Here is a 20729-nt window from a genome sequence, read left to right as displayed (position 1 = left end):
CCCCCGTCGGCGGAAGCCCGCCGGTGGGGGTGATTCGCGTCTTATGCTCCGTTCGGTGAGAAGTCGCGGTGCGCGGGTGCGGGCCGGCGCGACGGGGGCGTGGCAGGGACGCTTCGTCGGCCCGCTGCTGGCCGCCACCGTCTTCATCGTCGGGCTCACCGCCACCCTGCTCACCGTCACCGCGCTCCGCGCCGACCAGCGCGAGAGCGCGGCCCGGGTGATGGACCAGCGCACCGCGGTCGCCCGGGTGGCGGTGGCCGGCGAGGTCGGGCGCTACCGCGACCTGCTCCAGACGGTCGCCGCCGGGCTGGGCACCAACGGCCGGCTCACCGCCGAGGACTACCGGGCCGCAACCGCACCGCTGGCGACGGCCGACCTGCTCGGCGCCACCTCGGTCGCGTACGTCGTGCCGGCCCGGACCGAGGCGGTCGCCGCCACCCAGGCCCGCTGGCGCGCCCTCGGAGCCACCGGGCTCCGCCTGGTCCCCAGCGGCAACCACGACGAGCACTACTTCTCGATCTTCCAGCGCAGCCTGGCCGGCACCAAGCCGGTCACCCCCGGGCAGGACGTGGCACCGTCCGCCGAGGGCAGCGCCGCGCTCACCGAGTCCCGCCGCACCGGCCGGCCGGCCGTGTCCGACACCTACGTGCTGCTGCGCGACCGCGGGTTGCCGGCGGACCGCCAGCAGCTGTCGTTCGTGTTCGTGGCGCCGGTCTACGCCACCGACGCCGGCGCCGGGCGGTACCCCGAGTTCCGCGGCTGGGTCGCGATGGGCCTGCACGGCCAGGACTTCCTCGGCGGCGTGCTGGGCACCGCCAGCCAGGGCCTGCTCGACGGCGAGCTGTACGCCACCAACGGCGACGGGCGCCGGGTGCGGGTGGCCGCCTACGACGCCCCGGGCGGGCAGGATCTGCGCCGGGTGGCGACCTTCCCGGTGGCCGACCGGCATTGGACGCTGGTGACCGCGGCCGCGGCCGCCAACCTGCCCGGCGCGCTCAGCAGCACGCCCCTGATCGTGCTGGCCGGTGGTCTGTCGATGACCGCCCTGCTGGCCTGGCTGGTCTGGATCCTGGCCACCGGCCGCTCCCGCGCCAAGGCCCAGGTGCTGGTCGCGACGGCGGAGCTGCGGACCGCCGAGACGGAGAGCCGGCGCCAGGCCGGGCTGCTCGGCGCGATCATGTCCAGCCTCGGCGACGGCGTGGGCGTGGTCGACGAGAACGGCGCCTTCCTGCTGCACAACCCGGCGGCCAAGACGTTGCTCGGGGTCCCCCACGACGTCGACAATCCCGGGGACTGGCAGGAACACTACGGGCTGTTCCGCCCGGACGGGCACACCCCGTTCCCGATGGCGGAGATGCCGCTGGTCCGGGCCCTGCACGGGGAGGTCTCCAACGGCGTCGAGATACTCATCCGCAACGAGCACCGGCCCGAGGGCATCCTGGTCAGCGTCGACGGCCGGCCGCTGGACGCCAACGCCGCGGGCCGGCACGGCGCGGTCGCGGTCTTCCACGACATCACCGAGCTGCGCCGTTACGAGACGGACCTGGCGGTCTTCGCCGGGGTGGTCGCGCACGACCTGAAGGCCCCGCTGGCGGTCATCCGCGGGCACTGCGAGACCGCGTCGGACGAGCTCGGTGACGCCCCGCCGAGCCCGGAGGTGACCGAGGCGAGGCGCACCCTCGGCCGGATCGCCGACAACGCCGACCGGATGGCCGCGCTGATCGACACCCTGCTGGCGTACACGACCTCGCGGGACGCGCCGCTGCGGCTCGGCACCGTGCAGCTCGGCCCGCTGGTCGCCGACGTCATCGAGCACCGCATCGAGTCCCCGCGCCCGGGCGGCGGCGCCCCGCCCGACTTCTACCTCGGGCCGCTGCCCGACGTCTGGGGCGACGCCGCGATGCTGCGCCACGTGGTGGACAACCTGATCGGCAACGCGCTCAAGTACGTGGCGGTGGGCCGGCACGCCCGGATCGACATCACCGCGGGTCCGGGACAGCCCGGCTGGACCCGGGTCGAGATCGCCGACCGCGGCATCGGCATCCCGGACGAGGACAAGCCGCGGATCTTCGAGTCGTTCCACCGGGCCCGCACCGCCGTCGGCTACGCCGGCACCGGTCTCGGCCTGGCCATCTGCCGGCGGATCGTGGAGCGCCACGGCGGCACGATCGGGGTCGCCGACAACCCCGGCGGGGGTACGCGGTTCTTCTTCACACTGCCGCTGCCCGCCGCCCGGGAGAGCGCCGACCCGGAGGCGGACCGGAGCGCCCTGGAGCGGGCCCTGGCCGAACGCGCGGCGGTCGAGGAGTCGACGCCGGCGTCGCTCCCGCCGCTCAGGCCGGGTCCGGCGGCAGCAACGACGCCACACACGCCAGGAGCTGAGCGGGCAGGAACGGCTTGAGCAGGGTCGCGTTCGCGCCGACCTCGGCCGCCCGGGCGTCGCCGGGCAGCATGGAACCGCTGGCCAGCACCACCGGGATGTGCTTGAGACGGGCGTCGGCCCGGATCGCCCGGCACAGGTCCAGGCCGGTCATCCGGGGCATGTCCACGTCGGTCACCACGATGTCCGGGCGATGCTTGCGGACCGCCTCCAGGGCGGCGGCGCCGTCACTCGCGACGATGACCTGGTGCCCGGCGCGCTCGAGAGCCCGCTGGAGCACGAACCGGATGTCCTCGTGGTCCTCTGCGACGACGATCATGGCACCTCGGTCTCTCTACGCCGGCCACGCTGCCGGAAGCTGTCCGAGAGATACCGAATGAGACGCCCGGGGGAAACGGTCTGCCGCGCTGAGTTTGCTGTGGAGCAAACATCGTGGCCTGATCCCGCGCGCGCTGGGCAAGATGGGGACATGACGATTCCCTCGGTGCCGCTGGGTGGCTCGGTCGAGATGCCGCTGCTCGGCTTCGGCACCTGGCAGATCCGTGGTGCCGCCGCGTACGAGGCGGTGCGCGAGGCGCTGGAGGCCGGCTACCGCCACCTCGACACCGCCACCATGTACGGCAACGAGGCCGAGGTCGGCCGGGCCCTGCGGGACAGCGGCGTGCCCCGCGACGAGGTCTTCGTCACCACCAAGCTGCCGCCCGACCGGGCCGGCCGGGAACGGGCCACCCTGGACGCCAGCCTCGCGGCGCTGGGCCTCGACGCCGTCGACCTGTGGCTGATCCACTGGCCGCCGCGGCGCGGCAAGTCGGTGCCGGTGTGGCGCGAGTTCCTGGCCGCCCGCGACCAGGGGCGGGCCCGCGCGGTCGGGGTCAGCAACTACGGCACCGACGAGATCGACGAGCTGATCGCCGCCACCGGGCAGCGGCCGGCAGTCAACCAGATCCGCTGGGGCCCCCGGCTGTACGACGCCAAACTCGTCGCCGAGCACCGCGGGCGCGGCGTCGTGGTCGAGGGTTACTCGCCGTTCCGGACCACCGACCTGCACGACCCGGTGCTGACCCGGATCGCCGCCGCGCACGGCGTGGAGCCGGCCCAGGTGGTGCTGCGCTGGCACGTGCAGCACGGGATCGTGGTGATCCCGAAGAGCGTGACCCCCGAGCGGATCGCCCGCAACGCGCAGCTCACCGGCTTCGTGCTCAGCGAGCAGGAGATGGCGCAGGTCGACGGCCTGTCCCGGGTGTGACCGGAACGGCCGGTTAATCACCAGGCGATCCGGGCCCGGACTGCCTATTGTTGACCCGCCATGTCTGTCACACCCATCAGCCCGGATCTCGCCGAGCTCCGCCGCCGCCTGTCCGAGCTGTTGCCGCGCGACGAGCGCCGGCTCCAGCGCCGCATCGAGGGCACCCGCAGGATCCGCGACGAGGTCGCCCGCGCCGCCGTGCTCACCGAGATCGCCGCCGAGGTGGCCGAGGCCGAGCAGCGGCGCGCCGCCCGGCTGGCCGCGGTCCCGCCGATCACCTACCCGGCCGAGCTGCCGGTCAGCCAGCGCCGCGACGACATCCTGGCCGCGATCCGCGATCACCAGGTCGTGGTGATCGCCGGCGAGACCGGCTCCGGCAAGACCACCCAGCTGCCGAAGATCTGCCTGGAGCTGGGCCGCGGGGTGCGCGGCCAGATCGGGCACACCCAGCCGCGCCGGATCGCCGCGCGCACGGTGGCCGAGCGCATCGCCGAGGAGCTGGGCACGCCGCTGGGCGCGACGGTGGGCTACAAGGTCCGCTTCACCGACCAGGTCACCGACGAGACCATGGTCAAGGTGATGACCGACGGCATCCTGCTGGCGGAGATCCAGAACGACCGGATGCTGCGCCGCTACGACACGCTGATCATCGACGAGGCGCACGAGCGCAGCCTCAACATCGACTTCATCCTGGGCTACCTGGCCCAGCTGCTGCCCAAACGCCCCGATCTCAAGCTGATCATCACCTCGGCCACCATCGAGACCGCGCGCTTCGCGGAGCACTTCGCCGGCCCCGCCGGTCCCGCGCCGGTCATCGAGGTGTCCGGCCGCACCTACCCGGTCGAGGTCCGCTACCGGCCGCTGCTGGAGCAGACCGGCGACGAGGAGGACGAGCAGGCCCGGGAGGAGCCGATCGACCAGGTGGACGGCATCGCCGCCGCGGTCGACGAGCTGGGCCGCGAGAGCGACGGCGACATCCTGGTCTTCCTCAGCGGCGAGCGGGAGATCCGCGACGCCGCCGACGCGCTGACCAAACGCAACCTGCGCAACACCGAGATCGTCCCGCTCTACGGCCGGCTGTCCGCCGCCGAGCAGCACAAGGTCTTCCAGCGGCACACCGGCCGGCGGGTGGTGCTGGCCACCAACGTCGCCGAGACCTCGCTGACCGTGCCGGGCATCCGGTACGTGATCGACCCCGGCACCGCGCGCATCTCCCGCTACAGCAGCCGGCTCAAGGTGCAGCGGCTGCCCATCGAGCCGGTGTCGCAGGCCAGCGCCAACCAGCGCAAGGGCCGCTGCGGGCGCACCTCGGACGGCATCTGCATCCGGCTCTACGCCGAGGAGGACTTCGCGGCCCGGCCCGCGTTCACCGAGCCGGAGATCCTGCGCACCAACCTGGCCTCGGTCATCCTGCAGATGACCGCGCTCGGGCTCGGCGACCTGGCCGCGTTCCCGTTCATCGACCCGCCGGACAAGCGCAACGTCACCGACGGCATCAAGCTGCTGGAGGAGCTCGGCGCGCTGGAGGGCAGCCGCAAGCTCACCGCGCTGGGCCGCCAGCTGGCCCAGCTGCCGGTCGACCCGCGGCTGGCCCGCATGGTCATCGAGGCGGACAAGCAGGACTGCCTGGCCGAGGTCATGGTGATCACCGCGGCGCTGTCCATCCAGGATCCGCGCGAGCGCCCGGCGGACAAGCAGCAGCAGGCCGACGAGAAGCACGGCCGGTTCGCCGACAAGGAATCCGACTTCTTCAGCTACCTCAACCTCTGGAACTACCTGCGCGAGCAGCAGCGCGAGCTGTCCGGCAACCAGTTCCGCCGGCTGTGCCGCAGCGAGTTCCTCAACTACCTGCGGGTCCGCGAGTGGCAGGACATCTACTCGCAGCTGCGGCAGGTCGCCCGTACCCTCGGATTGACCCTGCACGAGCGCGACGAGCTCGCCGCCGCCCAGTCCGTGCACACGGCCATGCTCTCCGGCCTGCTCTCGCACATCGGGCTCAAGGACACCGACAAGCGGGAGTATCTCGGCGCCCGCGGCGCCAAGTTCGCGATCTTCCCCGGCTCGGCGCTGTTCCGGAAACAGCCGCGCTGGGTGATGTCGGCCGAGCTGGTGGAGACCTCGAGGCTGTGGGGCCGGGTGAACGCGCGGATCGAGCCGGAGTGGGCCGAGAAGCTCGCGCCGCACCTGGTCAAGCGCAGCTACAGCGAGCCGCACTGGGAGAAGAACCAGGGCGCGGTGATGGCCTACGAGAAGGTCACCCTGTACGGCCTGCCGATCGTGCCGCGCCGCAAGGTCGGCTACGCCCGGGTCGACCCGGCAATGTGCCGCGAGCTGTTCATCCGGCACGCGCTGGTCGAGGGCGACTGGGAGACCCACCACACGTTCTTCGCGGAGAACAAGAAGCTGCTGGAACGCATCGAGGAGATCGAGAACAGGGCCCGCCGGCGGGACATCGCGGTCGACGACGAGACCGTGTACGCCCTCTACGACGCCCGCATCCCGGCCGACGTGGTCTCGGCCCGGCACTTCGACGCGTGGTGGAAGAAAGCCCGGCACACCGACCCGGACCTGCTCACCTTCACCCGCGAGCTGCTGGTCAACGCGGGGCGTGACGGCGTCGACCCGGGCGCGTACCCGGATGCCTGGCTGGTCGGCGACGTCCGGCTGCCGCTGAGCTACCAGTTCGAGCCGGGTGCGGCCGCCGACGGGGTGACCGTGCGGGTGCCGCTGCCGCTGCTCAACAAGCTCGACGGCGGCGACTTCGGCTGGTCGGTGCCGGGCCTGCGCCGGGAGGTCGTGATCGCGCTGATCAGGGCCCTGCCCAAGCACCTGCGGACCAGCTTCGTCCCGGTGCCGGACTGGGCCGAGGCCGTGCTGAGCCGGATCCCGGCGCGCCGCGGCGCGCTGCCGGACGCGGTCGGCGACGAGCTGCGCCGGCTGACCGGCACCGTCGTGCCGCGCGACGCCTGGCGCCCCGATCAGGTCCCGGACCACCTCCGGATGAACTTCCGGGTGGTCAACGAGGACGGTGCCGTCGTCGGGCAGGGGCGTGACCTCGACGTGCTGCGCGCGAGCCTGGCGCCCAAGGTGCAGGCGACGATCTCCGCGGCCGCCGGCAACATCGAGCGCCGCGGCATCACCACCAACGACTTCGGCACGCTGCCCCGTTCGATCGTGCAGGTCCGGGGCGGCTACGAGGTCACCGTGCACCCGGCGCTGGCCGACGAGGGCGACAGCGTGGCGGTCCGGGTCTTCGAGACCGAGGCCGAGCAGCGCGAGGCGATGCGTGCGGGCACCCGCCGGCTGCTGCTGCTCACGCTGCCGCCGGCCGCCCGGTTCCTGCAGGGCCGGCTGGACAACCGGGCGAAGCTGGAGCTGTCCCGGGGCAACCCGTACCGGTCGATCGCCGACCTGCTCGACGACTGCGCCGGCGCGGCGGTCGACAAGCTGGTCGCCGACGCGGGCGGGCCGGCCTGGGACAAGGAGTCCTTCGCCAAGCTGCGCGACGAGGTGCGGGCCGACCTGGTGGACGCGGTCGCCAACGTGGTGACCCACGTACGGGCGGTGCTGGCCACCGCGTACGACGTCGAGCAGCGCCTCGGCGGCATCCGCGACCCGGCTTTGCTCCCGGCGCTGGCCGACATCCGGCAGCAGCTCAAGGGGCTGGTGCATCCCGGGTTCGTCACCGAGACCGGCTGGAAGCAGCTGCACCACCTGCCCCGCTACCTGCGGGCCGTGGCGCACCGGATGGACCGCCTCGGCGGCACCCTGCCCCGCGACCGGCAGCTCACCGCGCAGGTGCACGAGATCGAGCGGGAATATCGCGAGCTGCGCGCCGAGCTGCCCGCGGGCGGCCCGGCCGACGAGGGGCTGCGGGAGATCCGCTGGATGATCGAGGAGCTGCGGGTCAACTTCTTCGCCCAGGCCCTCGGGACCGCGTACCCCGTGTCGGACAAGCGCATCTACAAGGCCATGGATCAGCTGCCCGGCTAGGAGCCGGTCTGAGTTTTTCCGCGCGCTGTCCTGTTCCGGGGGGTTTCTCCGGCAGCGGGGTGCATGCCGGGCAGCGGTCGGGTGCCGTTCGGTTACCCGGCTGTCAACTCGTGGCGCGAGGCCCTAGCGTCCTTCCCATGACGAACGAATTCCTCGCCTTCGCCCCGCTTTCCACCGCTCCCGCCGTCGACCCGGCCCGCGCGCTGCTGGACGAGATGATGGCGCGGGTGGGGGTCGACGGCCTCGCCGCCGCGCTCGGCGACGCCGGTCTGCTCGCCCACGTCGACCAGCACGCCGCCGCGGTCCGGGACGCGCTGCGCAACGCCGGCCGCGACGTCGACGCCGAGGGCCTGGCCGCGTACGCCAAGTCGATCGCCGCGGCCGCCGACCGGATGGGCCGCCCGGTGCCGCAGCCGGGTCACGCCTACCTGTCGGGCAGCGCGTGGCTGGCCGCCGAGTGGCACCTGATGCGTCTGGTGGCCGTCTGCATGATCGCGGAGTCGGCCGGACTGTTGTAGGGATCAGCCGACACGCTGAACCACCGTTGCATGCGGCGCGATGCGTATTCCGTACCTTATGTCCCATGCGTTTCACCGCCAAGACAGCTTCACTCGCCCTCGCGATGACCGCCCTGCCGGGCATCGCCGCCCCCTCGCCCGCGCTCGCCGCGCCGCCGGTGGTGTCCGCGCCCGCCGCGGTCACCCCGGTCGTGGCGGCACCCGCCGCTGCGGCGGCCGGACCGGTCACCGTCGCCCGCTACTCGTTCGACAAGGGCGCCGGCGCCACCGGCCGGGTCGCCGAGAACTCCGGCCGCGGGACCGCCCTGACGGTCCGCGCCGCCGACCGCGGCCGGGTCACGTTCCCCGGCACCACCGACAAGGTCGCGTCGTTCCCCGCCGCCTGCGCCGCCACCGCCCGGACCTGCCCGCGCGCCCTGCTCGAGGGCACCGACGACGCCGACCTCGACCCCGGCACCCGGCTGTTCCGCTGGGGCGCCGCGGTGCGGGTCACCCGGGCCCAGGTGAACGGCTCGTCGAACGTCGTGCAGAAGGGCGTCGTCGACACCGAGAGCCAGTGGAAGATGCAGATCGGCGCCAAGCGGGGACGGGCCCACTGCGTCGTCGTCGGCAAGGGCTCGGCCCAGGTCTACCTGGTCCGCAGCACCGTCGGCGTCGCCGACGCCAAGTGGCACAGCATCATGTGCCAGCGCGCGGGTGCGTCCCTGACGGTGTACGTCGACGGCCAGGCCCGCGGCCGGATCGCCATCCCGGCGACCCTGAGCATCGCCAACACCCGGCCGCTGCGCATCGGCGGGCCGAACTTCAACGCCAAGAGCGACATGTTCCACGGCCAGCTCGACGACGTGTACGCCCGCCTGGGCTGAGCACCGCCCGCCGGAACGCGCGGCGGCGGCGCCGGCAGGCCACTGGCTGGGCCGGCCGGTGCCGCCACCACCGCGCCGGGAAGGGCCGGCACCGGCACGGTCCGGTCCTTCCCGCCGGGCAGCTCGGGTGGCCCGGCTCTGCCACCATGCCCGTCATGGACCTGCAGTTCAGCGGCGACATCTGGCATTGGCGCGGGCCGGCGCCGTGGTATTTCGTCACCGTCCCCGAGCCCGAGTGCGACACCCTCCGCTCGTGGTCGTACGCGAGCTACGGCTGGGGCATGATCCCGGTGGTGGCGCGGATCGGCGGCACCGAGTGGGAGACCTCGCTGTGGCCCAAGGACGGGCGGTACGTCGTGCCGCTCAAGGCCCACGTGCGCCGGGCCGAGCAGCTCGACGAGGGCGGGACGGTGGCGGTGCGGCTCGCCGTGCGGCTGCCGGAGTGACCGATCAGGACGGTGGCCGCCAGCCCCGCGGGGTCGAGGCGTCCCGGCGCATGACCACCGGGAAGACGCTGGAGTAGGCCTGCCAGGACGGTTGCGCCCGCGGCTTGGGCGCGCCGGCCGACCGGACCAGCGACTGCAGGATGTCCTGCACCGCCCGGTGCAGCTGCGGATCGGTCACCAGGCCCTGCGCGTCGACGGCGGCCGGGTCGAGCGGCACCCGGATGCAGGCCGGCCGCAGCAGCCGCGCGTTGCCGAAGCTGAGGGCCGTCTGCAGCGTGCCGAGCGCGCTCTCGTCGTCGCCGGGCGCAGCCACCGAGAGCCAGGCGGCCGGCTTGCCGGTCAGGTCGCCGCCGTCGACCAGCCAGTCGAGCAGGTTCTTCAGGCTGCCCGGCAACGAGCCGGCGTACTCCGGGGTGCTGAACAGCAGCGCCCCGGCCGCCGCGACCTCGTCCCGCAGCCCGGCCACCGCGGCGGGCACCGGCTGCTCGCCGGGCACGAACGCCGGCAGCCCGCGCAGGCCGTCGTAGAGCGTCGCGGTGAGGTCCGCCGGGGCGAACCGGACCGCCGTGCGCAGGGCGGCGGTGTGCAGCGAACCCTCGCTGGTGCCGCCCGTGATCAGCAGGATGCGCGTCATGACGTGACGATAAGGCCGGGCCCCCGCACAACCCGTGCGACGCGGCGGGGTCGGCGGCTGTCGATCTTGTGGAACCGCGCACCCCGGCGGGTCAGCGGCCCAGCGCGGCCAGGGCGGCGCGGACCTGATCGAGCGGGTTCGCTCCCAGCGGGCGCAGCACCACCGTGTCCGCACCGGCGGCCCGGAGGGCCTCGACCCGCTCCGGTACGGCACCGGCCGGCCCGATCAGCGTGAACAGCTCCGCCGACTCGGCGCCCAGCCAGGCGGCCTGATCGGCGACCATCTCCCGGGTGGCCGCGGCGGCCCGCCCGGCGTCGTCCTCGACGTGCAGATACGTGAAGACGATCAGCTCGTGCCCCGGGCGGTCCCCGGCCGCGCGCCCCCGGTCGATCGGTGCCAGGGCGGCGGCGATCCGCTCGGGCCCGATGCCCTCGGCGAGGATCGTGCCGTCGGCGACGCGCCCGGAGAGCTCCAGCGACTTCGGCCGGACCACCCCGGTCACCAGCGGCGGCGCCGGGACGGGTGGGTGCACCAGCCGGACCCCGTCGACGGTGACCTCCCGGCCCTTCATCGTCACGGTCTCGCCGGCCAGCAGCCCGCGGACGGCGACGATGGTCTCCTCCAGCAGCGCCAGCTTGCTGCCGGCCTCCGCGCCGACCTGGCGCATCCACTCGGCCACCCCGTGCCCGAGCCCGGCAACCAGCCGCCCCGGGTACGCCCGGGCGAGCGTCGCCAGCTCCATGGCCAGCAGGGCCGGGTTGCGCAACGCCACCGGCGCGATGCCGATGCCCACCCGCAGGCGCCCGGTCGCGGCGAGGGCGATGGCGGCCGAGCTGATCGAGCCGGCCCAGCCCAGGTCCTCCACCACCCACAGGTCGTCGGCGCCGGCCCGCTCCACCTCGGCGGCGAAGGTGGCCAGCTCCTCGGGTGCGCGGTCCCGGTCGAACATGACGCCGATCCGCGGCCGTCCGGACCCTGGGGTGGTGATCGTGGCAGACATCGGCCGAGTCTAGGGGTTCCGGCCGGCGACCGTGTGGTGCGCCGGAGCCGGCGGTGTCGAGCACGTCGAGAGCTACCTGGTGCGGGGCGCTCGTCCCGCCGAGGCCGACCCATTCGGCGAACGGCGGGCGAACAGGGAGGATCGCCCGTCTCGGGGCAATCCGGCCGACCGCTCGGCGCTCACGATCATGAATGTGGAATCCTCGGTGGGCCGCCTGGCCATTCCTGGCCGCGGGATCCGACGGACGGAAGGAACTTCCTATGGCAGTCTCCGCGAACCTCGACAAGATCCTCGACAAGGCGTACGAATCCAGCTCGCCCGCCGAGCTGCTCAACGCCCCGGTCGCCGCGCTGGCCGGGGTCAGCGACAGCGACGCCGAGCTGCTGCAGAAGGCGTTCAACATCAAGACCATCGGCGACCTGGCCGGCAACAAGTACTTCAAGGCCGCCGGCGCCATCGCGGCGATCGCCGCGGTCTCCGCGTAGGTCCGAGCACAGTCGACGGCGCCCGCCCTTGTGGCGGGCGCCGTCGTGTTTCCGGGGGCTTCAGGGGTGGTGGCGATGGCCTCCTCAGCGATCGCCGCAGTGGCCCACCGGTGGATGCCGGCCCGGTCAGCTGCGCCGGAAGGCGTAGCTGCGGGCCGATCCGCCGGTTGCCCGGCCCGCGTGGGCGCGTTCGGAGCGCTGGCGGGCCGCCAGCCGGGCGTCCCGGGCGCCGTGGCGCACCGCGGTGTCACCGGCGGCGGGCTGCTGGTCGGCCGGGCCGCTGACGGCGGTGTCCATGGACACCGCCGCGGTCAGGTCCCGGCGGGCGAGCTCGTCGGGATCGACGTGCACGGAGAAAGGTCGGTCAGGCATACGGCTACCTCCTCATGGAGCGAGGTGAGAGGTGCGGACGGAACGGGAGCACACGGCGGCCGCGGGAAGCGGGAACCGTGGCGGGCACGCGCCGGCGCGGCGCGGCGGGACCGGGGCCTCGCCCTGGGTCCGGATCTGCGCGGGGCGGCGTCAGGAGATCATGCCCGTACGGTAACTCCGCGGCCGGCCGAAGCGCTACGTCTTTATTCGCGGAGCGTCGCCACACCCGCGTCGAGGATCGCCACCGCCGACGGGAAGTCGCGGAGCTGGTCGCGGATCAGCGTCAGGCCGATCTGCAGGGCCACCGGCGGCACCCGGCGGGCCTCCAGCACCCGCGCCGTCCAGCCGACGAAGTCGGTGAAGACCAGGTCGTCGGCGACGTACAGCGCCGCGGCCAGGAAGTCGACCACGTGGCCGAGGTCCTCCACGGTCGAGTCGTGCTGGCGCTGGCTGTAGCCGCTCATCGGCGGGTACGCCGCGGTCAGCCGGGTCACCGCGGTGCTCACCAGCTCGCCCCGGTGCCGGACCAGGTATGTGTACTCGTCGTCGCCCAGGAACCCGGTCTGGTACGGGTCGTCGATCTGCGGCGGCCAGTCGCGGGCCAGCCGCTGCACCGCACCCTCCGCCCCGGCCGCCCAGGCGTCCGCGCCCAGCCGGTGTGCCCACCGGCCGTCGGGACCGAAGCCCGGGCCGCCGGCGATCACCGGCACGCCCACCGAGCGGCAGGCGGTGATCGCCGCGTGCGCCCGCGGCAGCCGGGTCGCCAGCATGCAGCTCAGCGCCACCGCGTCCGGGCCGGTCTGGTGCAGGTGGGTGACCAGGTGCGGGCCGGGCACGTTGGCGCCGAGGAAGTCCACCCGCCAGCCGTCCAGCCGCAGGATCTCGCCGATTATCCGCACCGGCACGGCGTGCCACTCACCGTCGACGCAGGCCACCGTGATCCGCCCGCGGGTCGGGCGCACCGGGGTCCGGGCCGAGACGGTGGCCAGCGCCCGCTCGCTGATCGCGGTCGCCGCGTGTTCCCGGGCGATCGACCAGTCGTTGGTGGCCCACAGCTCGCCGACCCGGCGCTGGGTGCGGGCGATCAGGTCGAGCATGAGGCGCGCCGGCGGCACCCCGTTGTCCAGCAGGGCGGTGACGATCTCGATGGCGCCGTACTCGTCGCCGTCGCCCACCAGGCGCAGATACCGGTCGCCGAGGCCGGGGTCGTCCAGGGAGCGCGGGGGAGTGGTGGTCGAGACGGTCATCAGCGGCTCCGGCCCCGGCGGTCACCCCGTCGGGCGTCGATGGCGAACGGCGAGGCGGCCGGCGCGCCGGTCTCCATCAGGCTGAGCTTGGTGCGCGACGGGGCGCGGACCACGAGCATCGCGATGTCGTCCCGGACGCCGCCGTGCACCCAGTCGGAGACCAGCTGGCGGACCCGTTCCACGGCCGCCGCGCCGGGCATGCCCAGGCAGCTCGCCAGCGCGTCGCGCAGCCGGGCCTCGCCGTACTGCTCGGTGCCGCTCGCGCCGCCGCGGGCCTCGGTGAGGCCGTCGCTGTAGAGCAGGCAGAGCTCACCCGGGGCCAGCTCGACCACCGCGGGCTGCACGGCGATCCGCGGCACCACGCCGATCAGGGTGCCGGCCACCGGCACGGTCTCGACCGTGCCGTCGGCGCGCAGCACCAGCGGCGCCGGGTGCCCGCCGGTGGCCAGGTGCAGCCGGACCCGGCCGTGCTCGGCCCGGCTGACCGCGGCCACGACCAGGGTGACGAAGCGGTGCTGGCGGCTGGCGCCGAGCAGCGCCTGGTTGAGCACCGTCAGCATGGCGGCCGGGTCGGAGCCGACCAGGCGCAGCGCACGCAGCGTCTGGCGCACCTTGCCGGTCAGCACCGCAGCCTCCGGGCCCTTGCCGCAGACGTCGCCCAGGGCGATCACCGTCTCCGGGCTGTCGGCGGTCGGGCCGAAGACGTCGTAGAAGTCGCCGCCGATCCGCACCGCGTCCCGGGCCGCCTGGTAGGAGCCGAGCAGCTCGATGCCCTCGGGCTGGGGCAGCTCCGGCGGGAGCAGGTCGGCCTGCAGGATCGCGGTGGTGTCGACCTGCTCACGGTAGAGGGCGGCCGCGGAGATCGCGCCGCCGGCCCGGGCGGCGAAGATCCGGGCCAGCATCTCGTCCTCGCCGGAGAACACCGCGTCGGCGCCGCACCGGGCCAGGATCAGCGCGCCGGCCGGCTCCGCGTTGCCCGGCAGCGGCGTGACCAGCAGCGCGCCGACCGGGCCGAAGCCCTCGGGCAGCAGCCAGCCGGGCACCTGCCCGGCGTCCAGCCAGCGGCTCGGGATCGGCGGGAACCCGCCGAGCGCCTCCTCGAGGCCGGGCACCTCGCCCAGCTGGTGCTCGCGCAGCACGCCGTCGGTGACGCCGCCGCCGGCCACCAGCCGTACCCACTCGCTCTGCCGGCTGCGGGCCGGCAGCACCACGACCGCGGCGTCGGCCAGGTGCGCCGCCGCCAGCTCGACGGTGGTACGCAGGCAGCGCCGCTGGTTCAGCGAGGCGGACAGCCGGCGGCTCGCCTCGGCCAGGAAGATCGTGCGGGCCCGTTCGGCCTGGAACGCCTCGGCCCGCGCCAGCTCCTCGGTGGTGTCCTGCAGATACCACCCGTAGTGGTCGTCGCCGAGCGGGCGGCGGTAGCCGAGCAGCTGCCGGCCCTGATACTCGCCGGTGAAGACGGCGGCGTCCTCGGCGGTGGCGTGGGCCAGCCCGGCCAGCGGGCTGCCGACGGTGCTGCCACCCGGCTCCAGGCCCGGCAGCAGGGCCCGCGCGGCGGCGTTGACCAGCACGATCCGGTCGTCGGCCGCGGTGCACAGCAGCACCGCCTCACCGGCGGCGTCCAGGGCGGCACGCAGCAGCGCAGGCGCGGGGGCGAGGACCGGAGCGGCCGGTACCCGGGTGTCCAATACCGTTCCCCTCTCACTCCCCGCCGGATTTTCGGTGATCCGGCCAGCCTACGCGGTGGGCGCGGATCCGGCTCTGCTCAGACGGAGGACCCCGGCACCTCGATGTCCACGATCACCGGGGCGTGGTCGGACGGGCCCTTGCCCTTGCGGGCCTCCCGGTCGACCACCGCATCGCGGACCGCGGCGGCCACGTCGGCGGTGGCGTAGACCAGGTCGATCCGCATGCCCTTGTTCTGGTGGAACATGCCGGCGCGGTAGTCCCAGTAGGTGAAGGGATGATCACCTTTCAGCGGCCGGGGCAGCACGTCGGTGAGCCCGAGCGCGCGCAGCGCCGCCAGCGCCTCGCGCTCCGGCGCGGTGACGTGGGTCGAGCCGACGAAGACCTGCGGGTCCCAGACGTCGTCGTCGGTGGGCGCGACGTTGAAGTCCCCGGCCACCACGGCCGGGCCGGTCGTGGCGGCGAGCGCGTCCCGCAGCGCGGCGAACCAGGCCAGCTTGTACGCGTAGTGCGGGTCCTCCGGCGTGCGCCCGTTCGGCACGTACACCGAGGTGAACCGGATGCCGGCGCAGGTGGCGCTGATCGCGCGGGCCTCGGGCTCGGGGAAGCCGGGCTCGCCGTCGAAGCCGTGCCGCACGTCGTCGAGGCCGACCCGGGAGAGCAGGGCGACGCCGTTCCAGCGGCCCTGGCCGTACGCGGCGGTGCGGTAGCCGAGCGCGGCGACCTCCTGCTCGGGGAAGCCGTCGGCGGCGACCTTGGTCTCCTGCAGGCAGAGCACGTCGGGCCGGGCCTGATCGAGCCACTCCAGCAGCCGGGGCAGCCGGGCCTTGACCGAGTTCACGTTCCACGTGGCGAAGCGCATCGCCCCAGCCTGCCAGCGCCCCGGCCGGGCGTCGCGGCTGGGTCAGCGCTCGGGGGCGCGGTGCTCGGTGCGGATCGGCGCCGAGCTGCTCCGCACGGCCGCGAGCAGGGCGCCCGCCAGCCCGGAGGCCAGCACGAGCAGCACCAGGACGAGCCACAGCACGGACCCCTCGGATCCGATCAACGTCGTCATCATGTCGCCTCCTCCGGTCTCCCTGTCATCGGCCGGCCGATGCGCGGGGCAAGGATCCGGGCCGAGGGAATAATGCCGGACTTGTCGGCGGTGCACCAGTGGCAGGGGAGACGTTTGTCACCCCATGGGGAAGACGGTACCCCCGGGTGCGCTCTCAGCCGGGTGGCACGGGCGCGTACCGGCGGGCGGCCCAGTGGCCGGCGAAATCGCCCGCCGGCACCCCCGGGCCCCACAGCCAGCCCTGGCCCTGGGTGACGCCGACCGCGGCGAGCGCGTCGCGCTGCACCCGGGTCTCCACGCCCTCGGCCACGATGCTCAGCCCCAGCGCCCGGCTCATCGCCACCACGGCCCGGACGATCTCCTCGTCCTCGACGCTCTCGCCCAGGCCGGAGACGAACGACCGGTCGATCTTGACGCCGGTGACCGGGAAGCGGCGCAGGTAGCCCAGCGCCGAGAAGCCCGTGCCGAAGTCGTCGACCAGCAGCTTGAGGCCGAGCTCGCGCAGCTCGTACAGCACCCGGGCGGTGACGCTGCCGCCGTCGGCCATCACCGACTCGGTCATCTCCAGGGCCACCGCCGCGGCCGGCACCCCGTGCTGGAGCAGCTCGCCGGCCACGATCAGGGGCAGCTCGGCGTTGCTGAGCTGGCGCGGCGAGACGTTGATCGACAGGTAGAACTCCGGGCCCACCGTGCCGTCCGCGCGCCACCGGGCCAGCTGGGCCAGCGCCTCGTTGCGCACCCAGGTGCCGAGCGCGCCGATCAGCCCGGCGTCCTCGGCGACCGGGATGAAGGTCATCGGCGGGATCGGCCCGCGCCGCGGGTGATTCCACCGCACCAGCGCCTCGGCGCCGATCGGCCGGCCGTTCTCCAGCCGCACGATGGGCTGGTAGACGACGGAGAGCTGGCCCTCGGCCAGGGCCGTGCGCAGCGCGCCCTCCAGCTCGATGCGCTCGCGGACCCGGTCGTGCATCGAGGTGTCGAAGATCGTGGAGCGGCCCGGGCCCTCGGCCTTGGACCGGTACATCGCGGTGTCGGCGTCGCGCAGCAGGGCCTGGGTGGTCACCTCGGGGGAGTCGTCGCCGGGCGCGTGCGCGATGCCGATCGACGCGCTGATCACCAGCTCGGTGTCGCGGACCGGCAGCGCCCGGGCGAAACACCCGTGCACGTCCTCGACCAGCCGCAGCGCGCCCTGCTCGTCGCCGAGGTAGGCGACCAGGAACTCGTCGCCGCCGACCCGGGCCAGCATGGTGCCGGCCGGGATGGCCGCGCGCAGCCGCGCCGCGACCTCGATGACCAGCTGGTCGCCGGTGTCGTGGCCCCAGGAGTCGTTGACCCACTTGAAGCCGTCCAGGTCGAGGAAGTACACCCAGATCCGCCGGACGTCCGGCGGCGGCACGGTGCCGAGCAGTCGCTCGATCTCGTGCGAGATCATCCGCCGGTTCGGCAGCCCGGTCAGCGGGTCGTGCATCGCCTGGTGCTCGGAGTGCAGCTGCGCCGCCACCTGGGCCTGCACCGCGGAGATCGCCCGCAGCAGCAGGAGCGCGACGATGGCCAGGCCGCAGGCGCCGATCAGCGCGCGGTATTCCGGCGAATCCCCGCCGACGGCCACCAACAGCACGAACGGGGTGGACACCGCGGGCACCAGCAGCGTCATCCGGCGCCACGACCAGGCCTGCACCGGGTGCCGGGCCGCGTGCCCCAGCTGGACCACCGACGGGTGCAGGGCGGCGACCCCGAGCAGCACGTACGCGAGCAGGAACGGCACGTCCAGCAGCGGCGACACGTACGTCTTGCCGCCCACGCCGATGATCGCGTACGCCACGTCGCCGATCACCATGAGCACCATCCCGGCGACCAGCGTCGCCAGGCTCACCGGCCAGCTCCGCGCGGTGAAGGTCAGGTTGACGCACAGCGCCAGCAGCACCACGTCGAACAGCGGGTAGAGCCCGGCCAGCACCGACTCGATCGGCGGCCGGTCGGCGATGGCGGCGGCCGGCGCGGCCAGCAGCAGCGCGCTGGCCAGCCCGCCGGCCAGGCACACCATCAGCCCGTCCAGCACCGAGTGCCGGGCGATGCTGCCCCGGGAGCGCAGCAGCATGGCGAAGAAGACGGCCTGCAGCACGTAGCCGGGCACGGTGAAGGCGTCGGCGATCAGCGGCTGGCTCACCACCAGCGGCCGGACCACCACGCCGACCAGGAAGCAGGCCGCGGCGGCGCCCATGAACGGCCAGGCGGCCCGGGGCTCGGCGCGGAAGCGGCGGGGAGCGGTGAAACAGGCCCAGACGGTGCCGATGCCGATGACGGCGAAGGCGGCGCTGTTGACCGCGGAGGCCAGGTTGAGCGTGTAGAGGGCGGTGGCGAGCACGCCGGCGACGCCGAAGACCTTCCACCATCGCCGACCCTGTGTCGACGGAGCTGTGGACAGCACCCGTCATCGCCCCCTGGCCAGTCAGCTCATCAGCGCTCCCGCCGATGGCACCGTACCCGCCGGTGAGCTCTCCCCGGCAGAGGTTCCGTGGACAAAGACTGTCGGACAGGCACACCTGCGCAGCAACTGCTGGGCCACCTCGCCGAGCAGTGAGCCGCCGCTGGTACCCCGCGGACCCACGATCATCATCCGTGCCCGGTGCGACGCGTGGACCAGAATCGGCGCAGCGTCGCCGACCAGCAACCGGGTCCGGGCCCCGCTCAGCTCCGGCACACCCGCCAGCGCGGACTCCAGCAGCCGGCGCCCCGCCTCCCGCTCGTCGTCGTGGCCCACCACGTGGGCGACCTCCACCGCGATGCTCCGGCGGCGGCCCTCCGCCGCGGCCATCCGCAGGGCCAGCAGCGAGCTGGGCGAGCCGTCGACCGCGGTCAGCAGCGGGCCGGCCGGCGGGCGGTTGCCGCGGGACACCACCACCGGGCAGCGCGCCCGGGAGACCGTCTGGACCAGCACGGAGTCGGCCGGCAGGCGCGGGCTCAGCGCCAGGTCGTCGTCGCCGAGCACGATCAGCTCCGCGGTCCGGCTCTGCCGCAGCAGCTCGCGCACCGGCAGGCCGTCCACCAGCAGGCCCTCGACCTGGACGCCGGGGACGGTGCGGCCGGCGGTCGCCACCGCCTCGGCCACGATCCGGGCCGCCTCGCGGCGCGCGGTGGCCCAATCCGGTGCATCATCGGAGGAAGGGCGGCCGGGCCAGGCGAACACGTGCAGGATCCGCAGCGGTTGTCCCCGGGCCACCGCCTCGCGGGCGCCGAGCCGGGCGGCGGCCAGCCCGGAGGACGTGCCGTTGACGCCTACGACGACAGGAGCAGGACCCGGCATCCGCATCGGTGCACCACCTCCGGACCGCGACGGCGCGGTAGACAGACCATTATCTATGGTGTTCCTGGGAAGGCGGTCGTGATCAATCCCTCAGCGCTCGACCGCCTGATGACCCGTTCAGCTTGAGGGTTTACGGTGAACGGCAGGTTATTGGCGACATCTGCCGGTGAAGTGAGGGAATTACATGACGGATGTCAAGCTCGACCACCCAGGTGGCCAGTTGTCCATGCCGGTGCGCCCGGCGGTCGAGGGTCCAGGCGGGATCGACGTCAGCGCGCTGCTGAAGGAGACCGGATACGTCACCCTGGACCAGGGCTTCGTCAACACCGCCTCGTGCGCGTCGGCGATCACCTACATCGACGGTGACGCCGGGATCCTGCGCTATCGGGGCTTCCCGATCGAGCAGCTCGCCGGCAAGGCCTCGTTCCTCGAGGTTTCGTACCTGCTGATCCACGACGCGCTGCCGACGCCGGCCCAGCTGGCCGAGTTCGGCGACAAGATCCGCGTGCACACCCTGCTGCAGGAGGAGATGCGCGCCTTCTTCTCCGGCTTCCCGCGCGACGCGCACCCGATGGCGGTGCTCTCCTCGGCCGTCACCGCGCTGTCGACGTTCTACCAGGACGCGCTCGACCCGACGGACCCCGAGCAGGTCGAGATCTCCGGGATCCGGCTGATGGCGAAGCTTCCGACGATCGCGGCGTACGCGTACAAGAAGTCCATCGGCCACCCGCTGCCGTACCCGGACAACTCGCTGGACTACGTCGAGAACTTCCTGCGCATGACGTTCGGGCTGCCCACCGTCAACTACGAGGTGGACCCGACGCTGGCCAAGGTCCTCGACATGCTGTTCGTGCTGCACGCCGACCACGAGCAGAACTGTTCCACGTCGACCGTCCGGCTGGTGGGCTCGGCGCAGGCCAACCTGTTCGCCTCGGTCTCGTCGGGCATCAACGCGCTCTCCGGCCCGCTGCACGGCGGCGCCAACTCCGCGGTGCTGGAGATGCTCGAGGGCATCCGCACCGACGGCGGTGACGTCGACGCCTTCGTGCGCCGCGTCAAGGCCAAGGAGAAGGGCGTGAAGCTCATGGGCTTCGGGCACCGGGTCTACAAGAACTACGACCCGCGCGCCGCCATCGTGAAGAAGGCCGTCGAGGACGTCGTCTCCACCATGGACAAGCCCGACCCGCTGCTCGAGATCGCGCTGCGGCTCGAGGAGATCGCCCTGGCGGACGACTACTTCGTCTCCCGCAAGCTGTACCCGAACGTCGACTTCTACACCGGCCTGATCTACAAGGCCATGGGCTTCCCGACGAAGATGTTCACGGTGCTGTTCGCGCTCGGCCGGCTGCCCGGCTGGATCGCGCAGTGGGGCGAGATGATGGCCGACCCGACCACCAAGATCGGCCGCCCGCGCCAGCTCTACACGGGCGAGGCGGAGCGTCGGTTCGTCCCGATCAACGAGCGCTGACCGTCCGCTCGCGAAGCGTCGCGGCCGTCC

At 73.5% G+C, this 20729-nt stretch carries 18 protein-coding genes; 8 read left to right on the top strand and 10 right to left on the bottom strand.

The window, feature by feature from the left end:
• Nucleotides 1-55 precede the first annotated feature (55 nt).
• Nucleotides 56-2401, top strand: a complete 2346-nt coding sequence (locus ACIBQZ_RS05430) for an ATP-binding protein (protein ID WP_396087217.1) — start codon at nucleotides 56-58, stop codon at nucleotides 2399-2401.
• Here ACIBQZ_RS05430 and ACIBQZ_RS05425 read toward each other — a convergent pair.
• Nucleotides 2334-2699, bottom strand: coding sequence for a response regulator (locus tag ACIBQZ_RS05425; RefSeq protein WP_396087216.1), 366 nt, complete (start codon nucleotides 2697-2699; stop codon nucleotides 2334-2336). The two genes, ACIBQZ_RS05430 and ACIBQZ_RS05425, sit on opposite strands and share 68 nt — an antisense overlap.
• Nucleotides 2700-2849: 150 nt before the next feature.
• On the opposite strand from ACIBQZ_RS05425, the gene ACIBQZ_RS05420 reads away from it, so the two are divergent.
• The 5 genes from ACIBQZ_RS05420 to ACIBQZ_RS05400 all read left to right on the top strand — a co-directional run bounded on the left by ACIBQZ_RS05420 (nucleotide 2850) and on the right by ACIBQZ_RS05400 (nucleotide 9449).
• Complete coding sequence (locus tag ACIBQZ_RS05420; protein ID WP_396087215.1) at nucleotides 2850-3626, top strand: aldo/keto reductase; 777 nt, start codon at nucleotides 2850-2852, stop codon at nucleotides 3624-3626.
• Between the two features lie 60 nt (nucleotides 3627-3686).
• Nucleotides 3687-7619, top strand: a complete 3933-nt coding sequence (gene hrpA, locus ACIBQZ_RS05415) for an ATP-dependent RNA helicase HrpA (protein ID WP_396087214.1) — start codon at nucleotides 3687-3689, stop codon at nucleotides 7617-7619.
• A gap of 137 nt (nucleotides 7620-7756) precedes the next feature.
• Complete coding sequence (locus tag ACIBQZ_RS05410) at nucleotides 7757-8137, top strand: DUF6401 family natural product biosynthesis protein (RefSeq protein WP_396087213.1); 381 nt, start codon at nucleotides 7757-7759, stop codon at nucleotides 8135-8137.
• A gap of 65 nt (nucleotides 8138-8202) precedes the next feature.
• On the top strand, nucleotides 8203-9003 hold the full coding sequence (locus ACIBQZ_RS05405) for a LamG-like jellyroll fold domain-containing protein (protein WP_396087212.1): 801 nt from the start codon (nucleotides 8203-8205) through the stop codon (nucleotides 9001-9003).
• A gap of 155 nt (nucleotides 9004-9158) precedes the next feature.
• Entirely contained in the window at nucleotides 9159-9449 is a 291-nt protein-coding gene (locus ACIBQZ_RS05400; RefSeq protein ID WP_396087211.1) for a DUF1905 domain-containing protein, read from the top strand.
• A 4-nt stretch (nucleotides 9450-9453) separates the two neighbouring features.
• Here the strand turns inward: ACIBQZ_RS05400 and ACIBQZ_RS05395 are convergent, their stop codons facing one another.
• Both ACIBQZ_RS05395 and ACIBQZ_RS05390 read right to left on the bottom strand, forming a co-directional pair.
• Nucleotides 9454-10083, bottom strand: coding sequence for an NADPH-dependent FMN reductase (locus ACIBQZ_RS05395; protein ID WP_396087210.1), 630 nt, complete (start codon nucleotides 10081-10083; stop codon nucleotides 9454-9456).
• A 91-nt stretch (nucleotides 10084-10174) separates the two neighbouring features.
• Nucleotides 10175-11083, bottom strand: a complete 909-nt coding sequence (locus ACIBQZ_RS05390; protein ID WP_396087209.1) for an LLM class flavin-dependent oxidoreductase — start codon at nucleotides 11081-11083, stop codon at nucleotides 10175-10177.
• A 260-nt stretch (nucleotides 11084-11343) separates the two neighbouring features.
• Between ACIBQZ_RS05390 and ACIBQZ_RS05385 the strand changes: the two genes are divergently transcribed.
• Nucleotides 11344-11568 (top strand): hypothetical protein, encoded by a 225-nt coding sequence (locus tag ACIBQZ_RS05385; RefSeq protein WP_396087208.1) that lies wholly within the window; start codon nucleotides 11344-11346, stop codon nucleotides 11566-11568.
• A gap of 126 nt (nucleotides 11569-11694) precedes the next feature.
• Here ACIBQZ_RS05385 and ACIBQZ_RS05380 read toward each other — a convergent pair whose 3' ends face one another.
• The 7 genes from ACIBQZ_RS05380 to ACIBQZ_RS05350 all read right to left on the bottom strand — a co-directional run bounded on the left by ACIBQZ_RS05380 (nucleotide 11695) and on the right by ACIBQZ_RS05350 (nucleotide 19237).
• Nucleotides 11695-11940 carry a hypothetical protein gene (locus ACIBQZ_RS05380; protein ID WP_396087207.1) on the bottom strand — a complete coding sequence of 82 codons (246 nt, stop codon included), beginning with the start codon at nucleotides 11938-11940 and terminating at the stop codon, nucleotides 11695-11697.
• A gap of 203 nt (nucleotides 11941-12143) precedes the next feature.
• Nucleotides 12144-13187 carry a B12-binding domain-containing protein gene (locus tag ACIBQZ_RS05375; RefSeq protein ID WP_396087206.1) on the bottom strand — a complete coding sequence of 348 codons (1044 nt, stop codon included), beginning with the start codon at nucleotides 13185-13187 and terminating at the stop codon, nucleotides 12144-12146.
• A complete protein-coding gene (locus ACIBQZ_RS05370) occupies nucleotides 13187-14875 on the bottom strand; it encodes a PP2C family protein-serine/threonine phosphatase (protein WP_396087205.1) in 1689 nt (562 codons plus the stop codon). The genes ACIBQZ_RS05375 and ACIBQZ_RS05370 overlap by 1 nt, the downstream gene beginning before the upstream one ends.
• A gap of 77 nt (nucleotides 14876-14952) precedes the next feature.
• Nucleotides 14953-15735, bottom strand: coding sequence for an exodeoxyribonuclease III (locus ACIBQZ_RS05365; RefSeq protein ID WP_396087204.1), 783 nt, complete (start codon nucleotides 15733-15735; stop codon nucleotides 14953-14955).
• 42 nt (nucleotides 15736-15777) lie between these two features.
• Nucleotides 15778-15930, bottom strand: a complete 153-nt coding sequence (locus tag ACIBQZ_RS05360; RefSeq protein WP_396087203.1) for a hypothetical protein — start codon at nucleotides 15928-15930, stop codon at nucleotides 15778-15780.
• 151 nt (nucleotides 15931-16081) lie between these two features.
• Nucleotides 16082-18355 (bottom strand): putative bifunctional diguanylate cyclase/phosphodiesterase, encoded by a 2274-nt coding sequence (locus tag ACIBQZ_RS05355; protein WP_396087202.1) that lies wholly within the window; start codon nucleotides 18353-18355, stop codon nucleotides 16082-16084.
• A 21-nt stretch (nucleotides 18356-18376) separates the two neighbouring features.
• The gene (locus ACIBQZ_RS05350; RefSeq protein ID WP_396087201.1) at nucleotides 18377-19237 is read right to left on the bottom strand and encodes a universal stress protein; all 861 of its coding nucleotides are present in this window, start codon (nucleotides 19235-19237) and stop codon (nucleotides 18377-18379) included.
• Between the two features lie 178 nt (nucleotides 19238-19415).
• On the opposite strand from ACIBQZ_RS05350, the gene ACIBQZ_RS05345 reads away from it, so the two are divergent.
• A complete protein-coding gene (locus ACIBQZ_RS05345; RefSeq protein WP_396087200.1) occupies nucleotides 19416-20699 on the top strand; it encodes a citrate synthase in 1284 nt (427 codons plus the stop codon).
• The last annotated feature ends 30 nt before the right edge of the window (nucleotides 20700-20729 follow it).

The organism is Actinoplanes sp. NPDC049599 (assembly GCF_044465625.1).
Lineage (GTDB): Bacteria > Actinomycetota > Actinomycetes > Mycobacteriales > Micromonosporaceae > Actinoplanes.
Note: the sequence above shows the minus strand (reverse complement) of the source record. Positions and strands in the feature narration are given on the sequence as shown.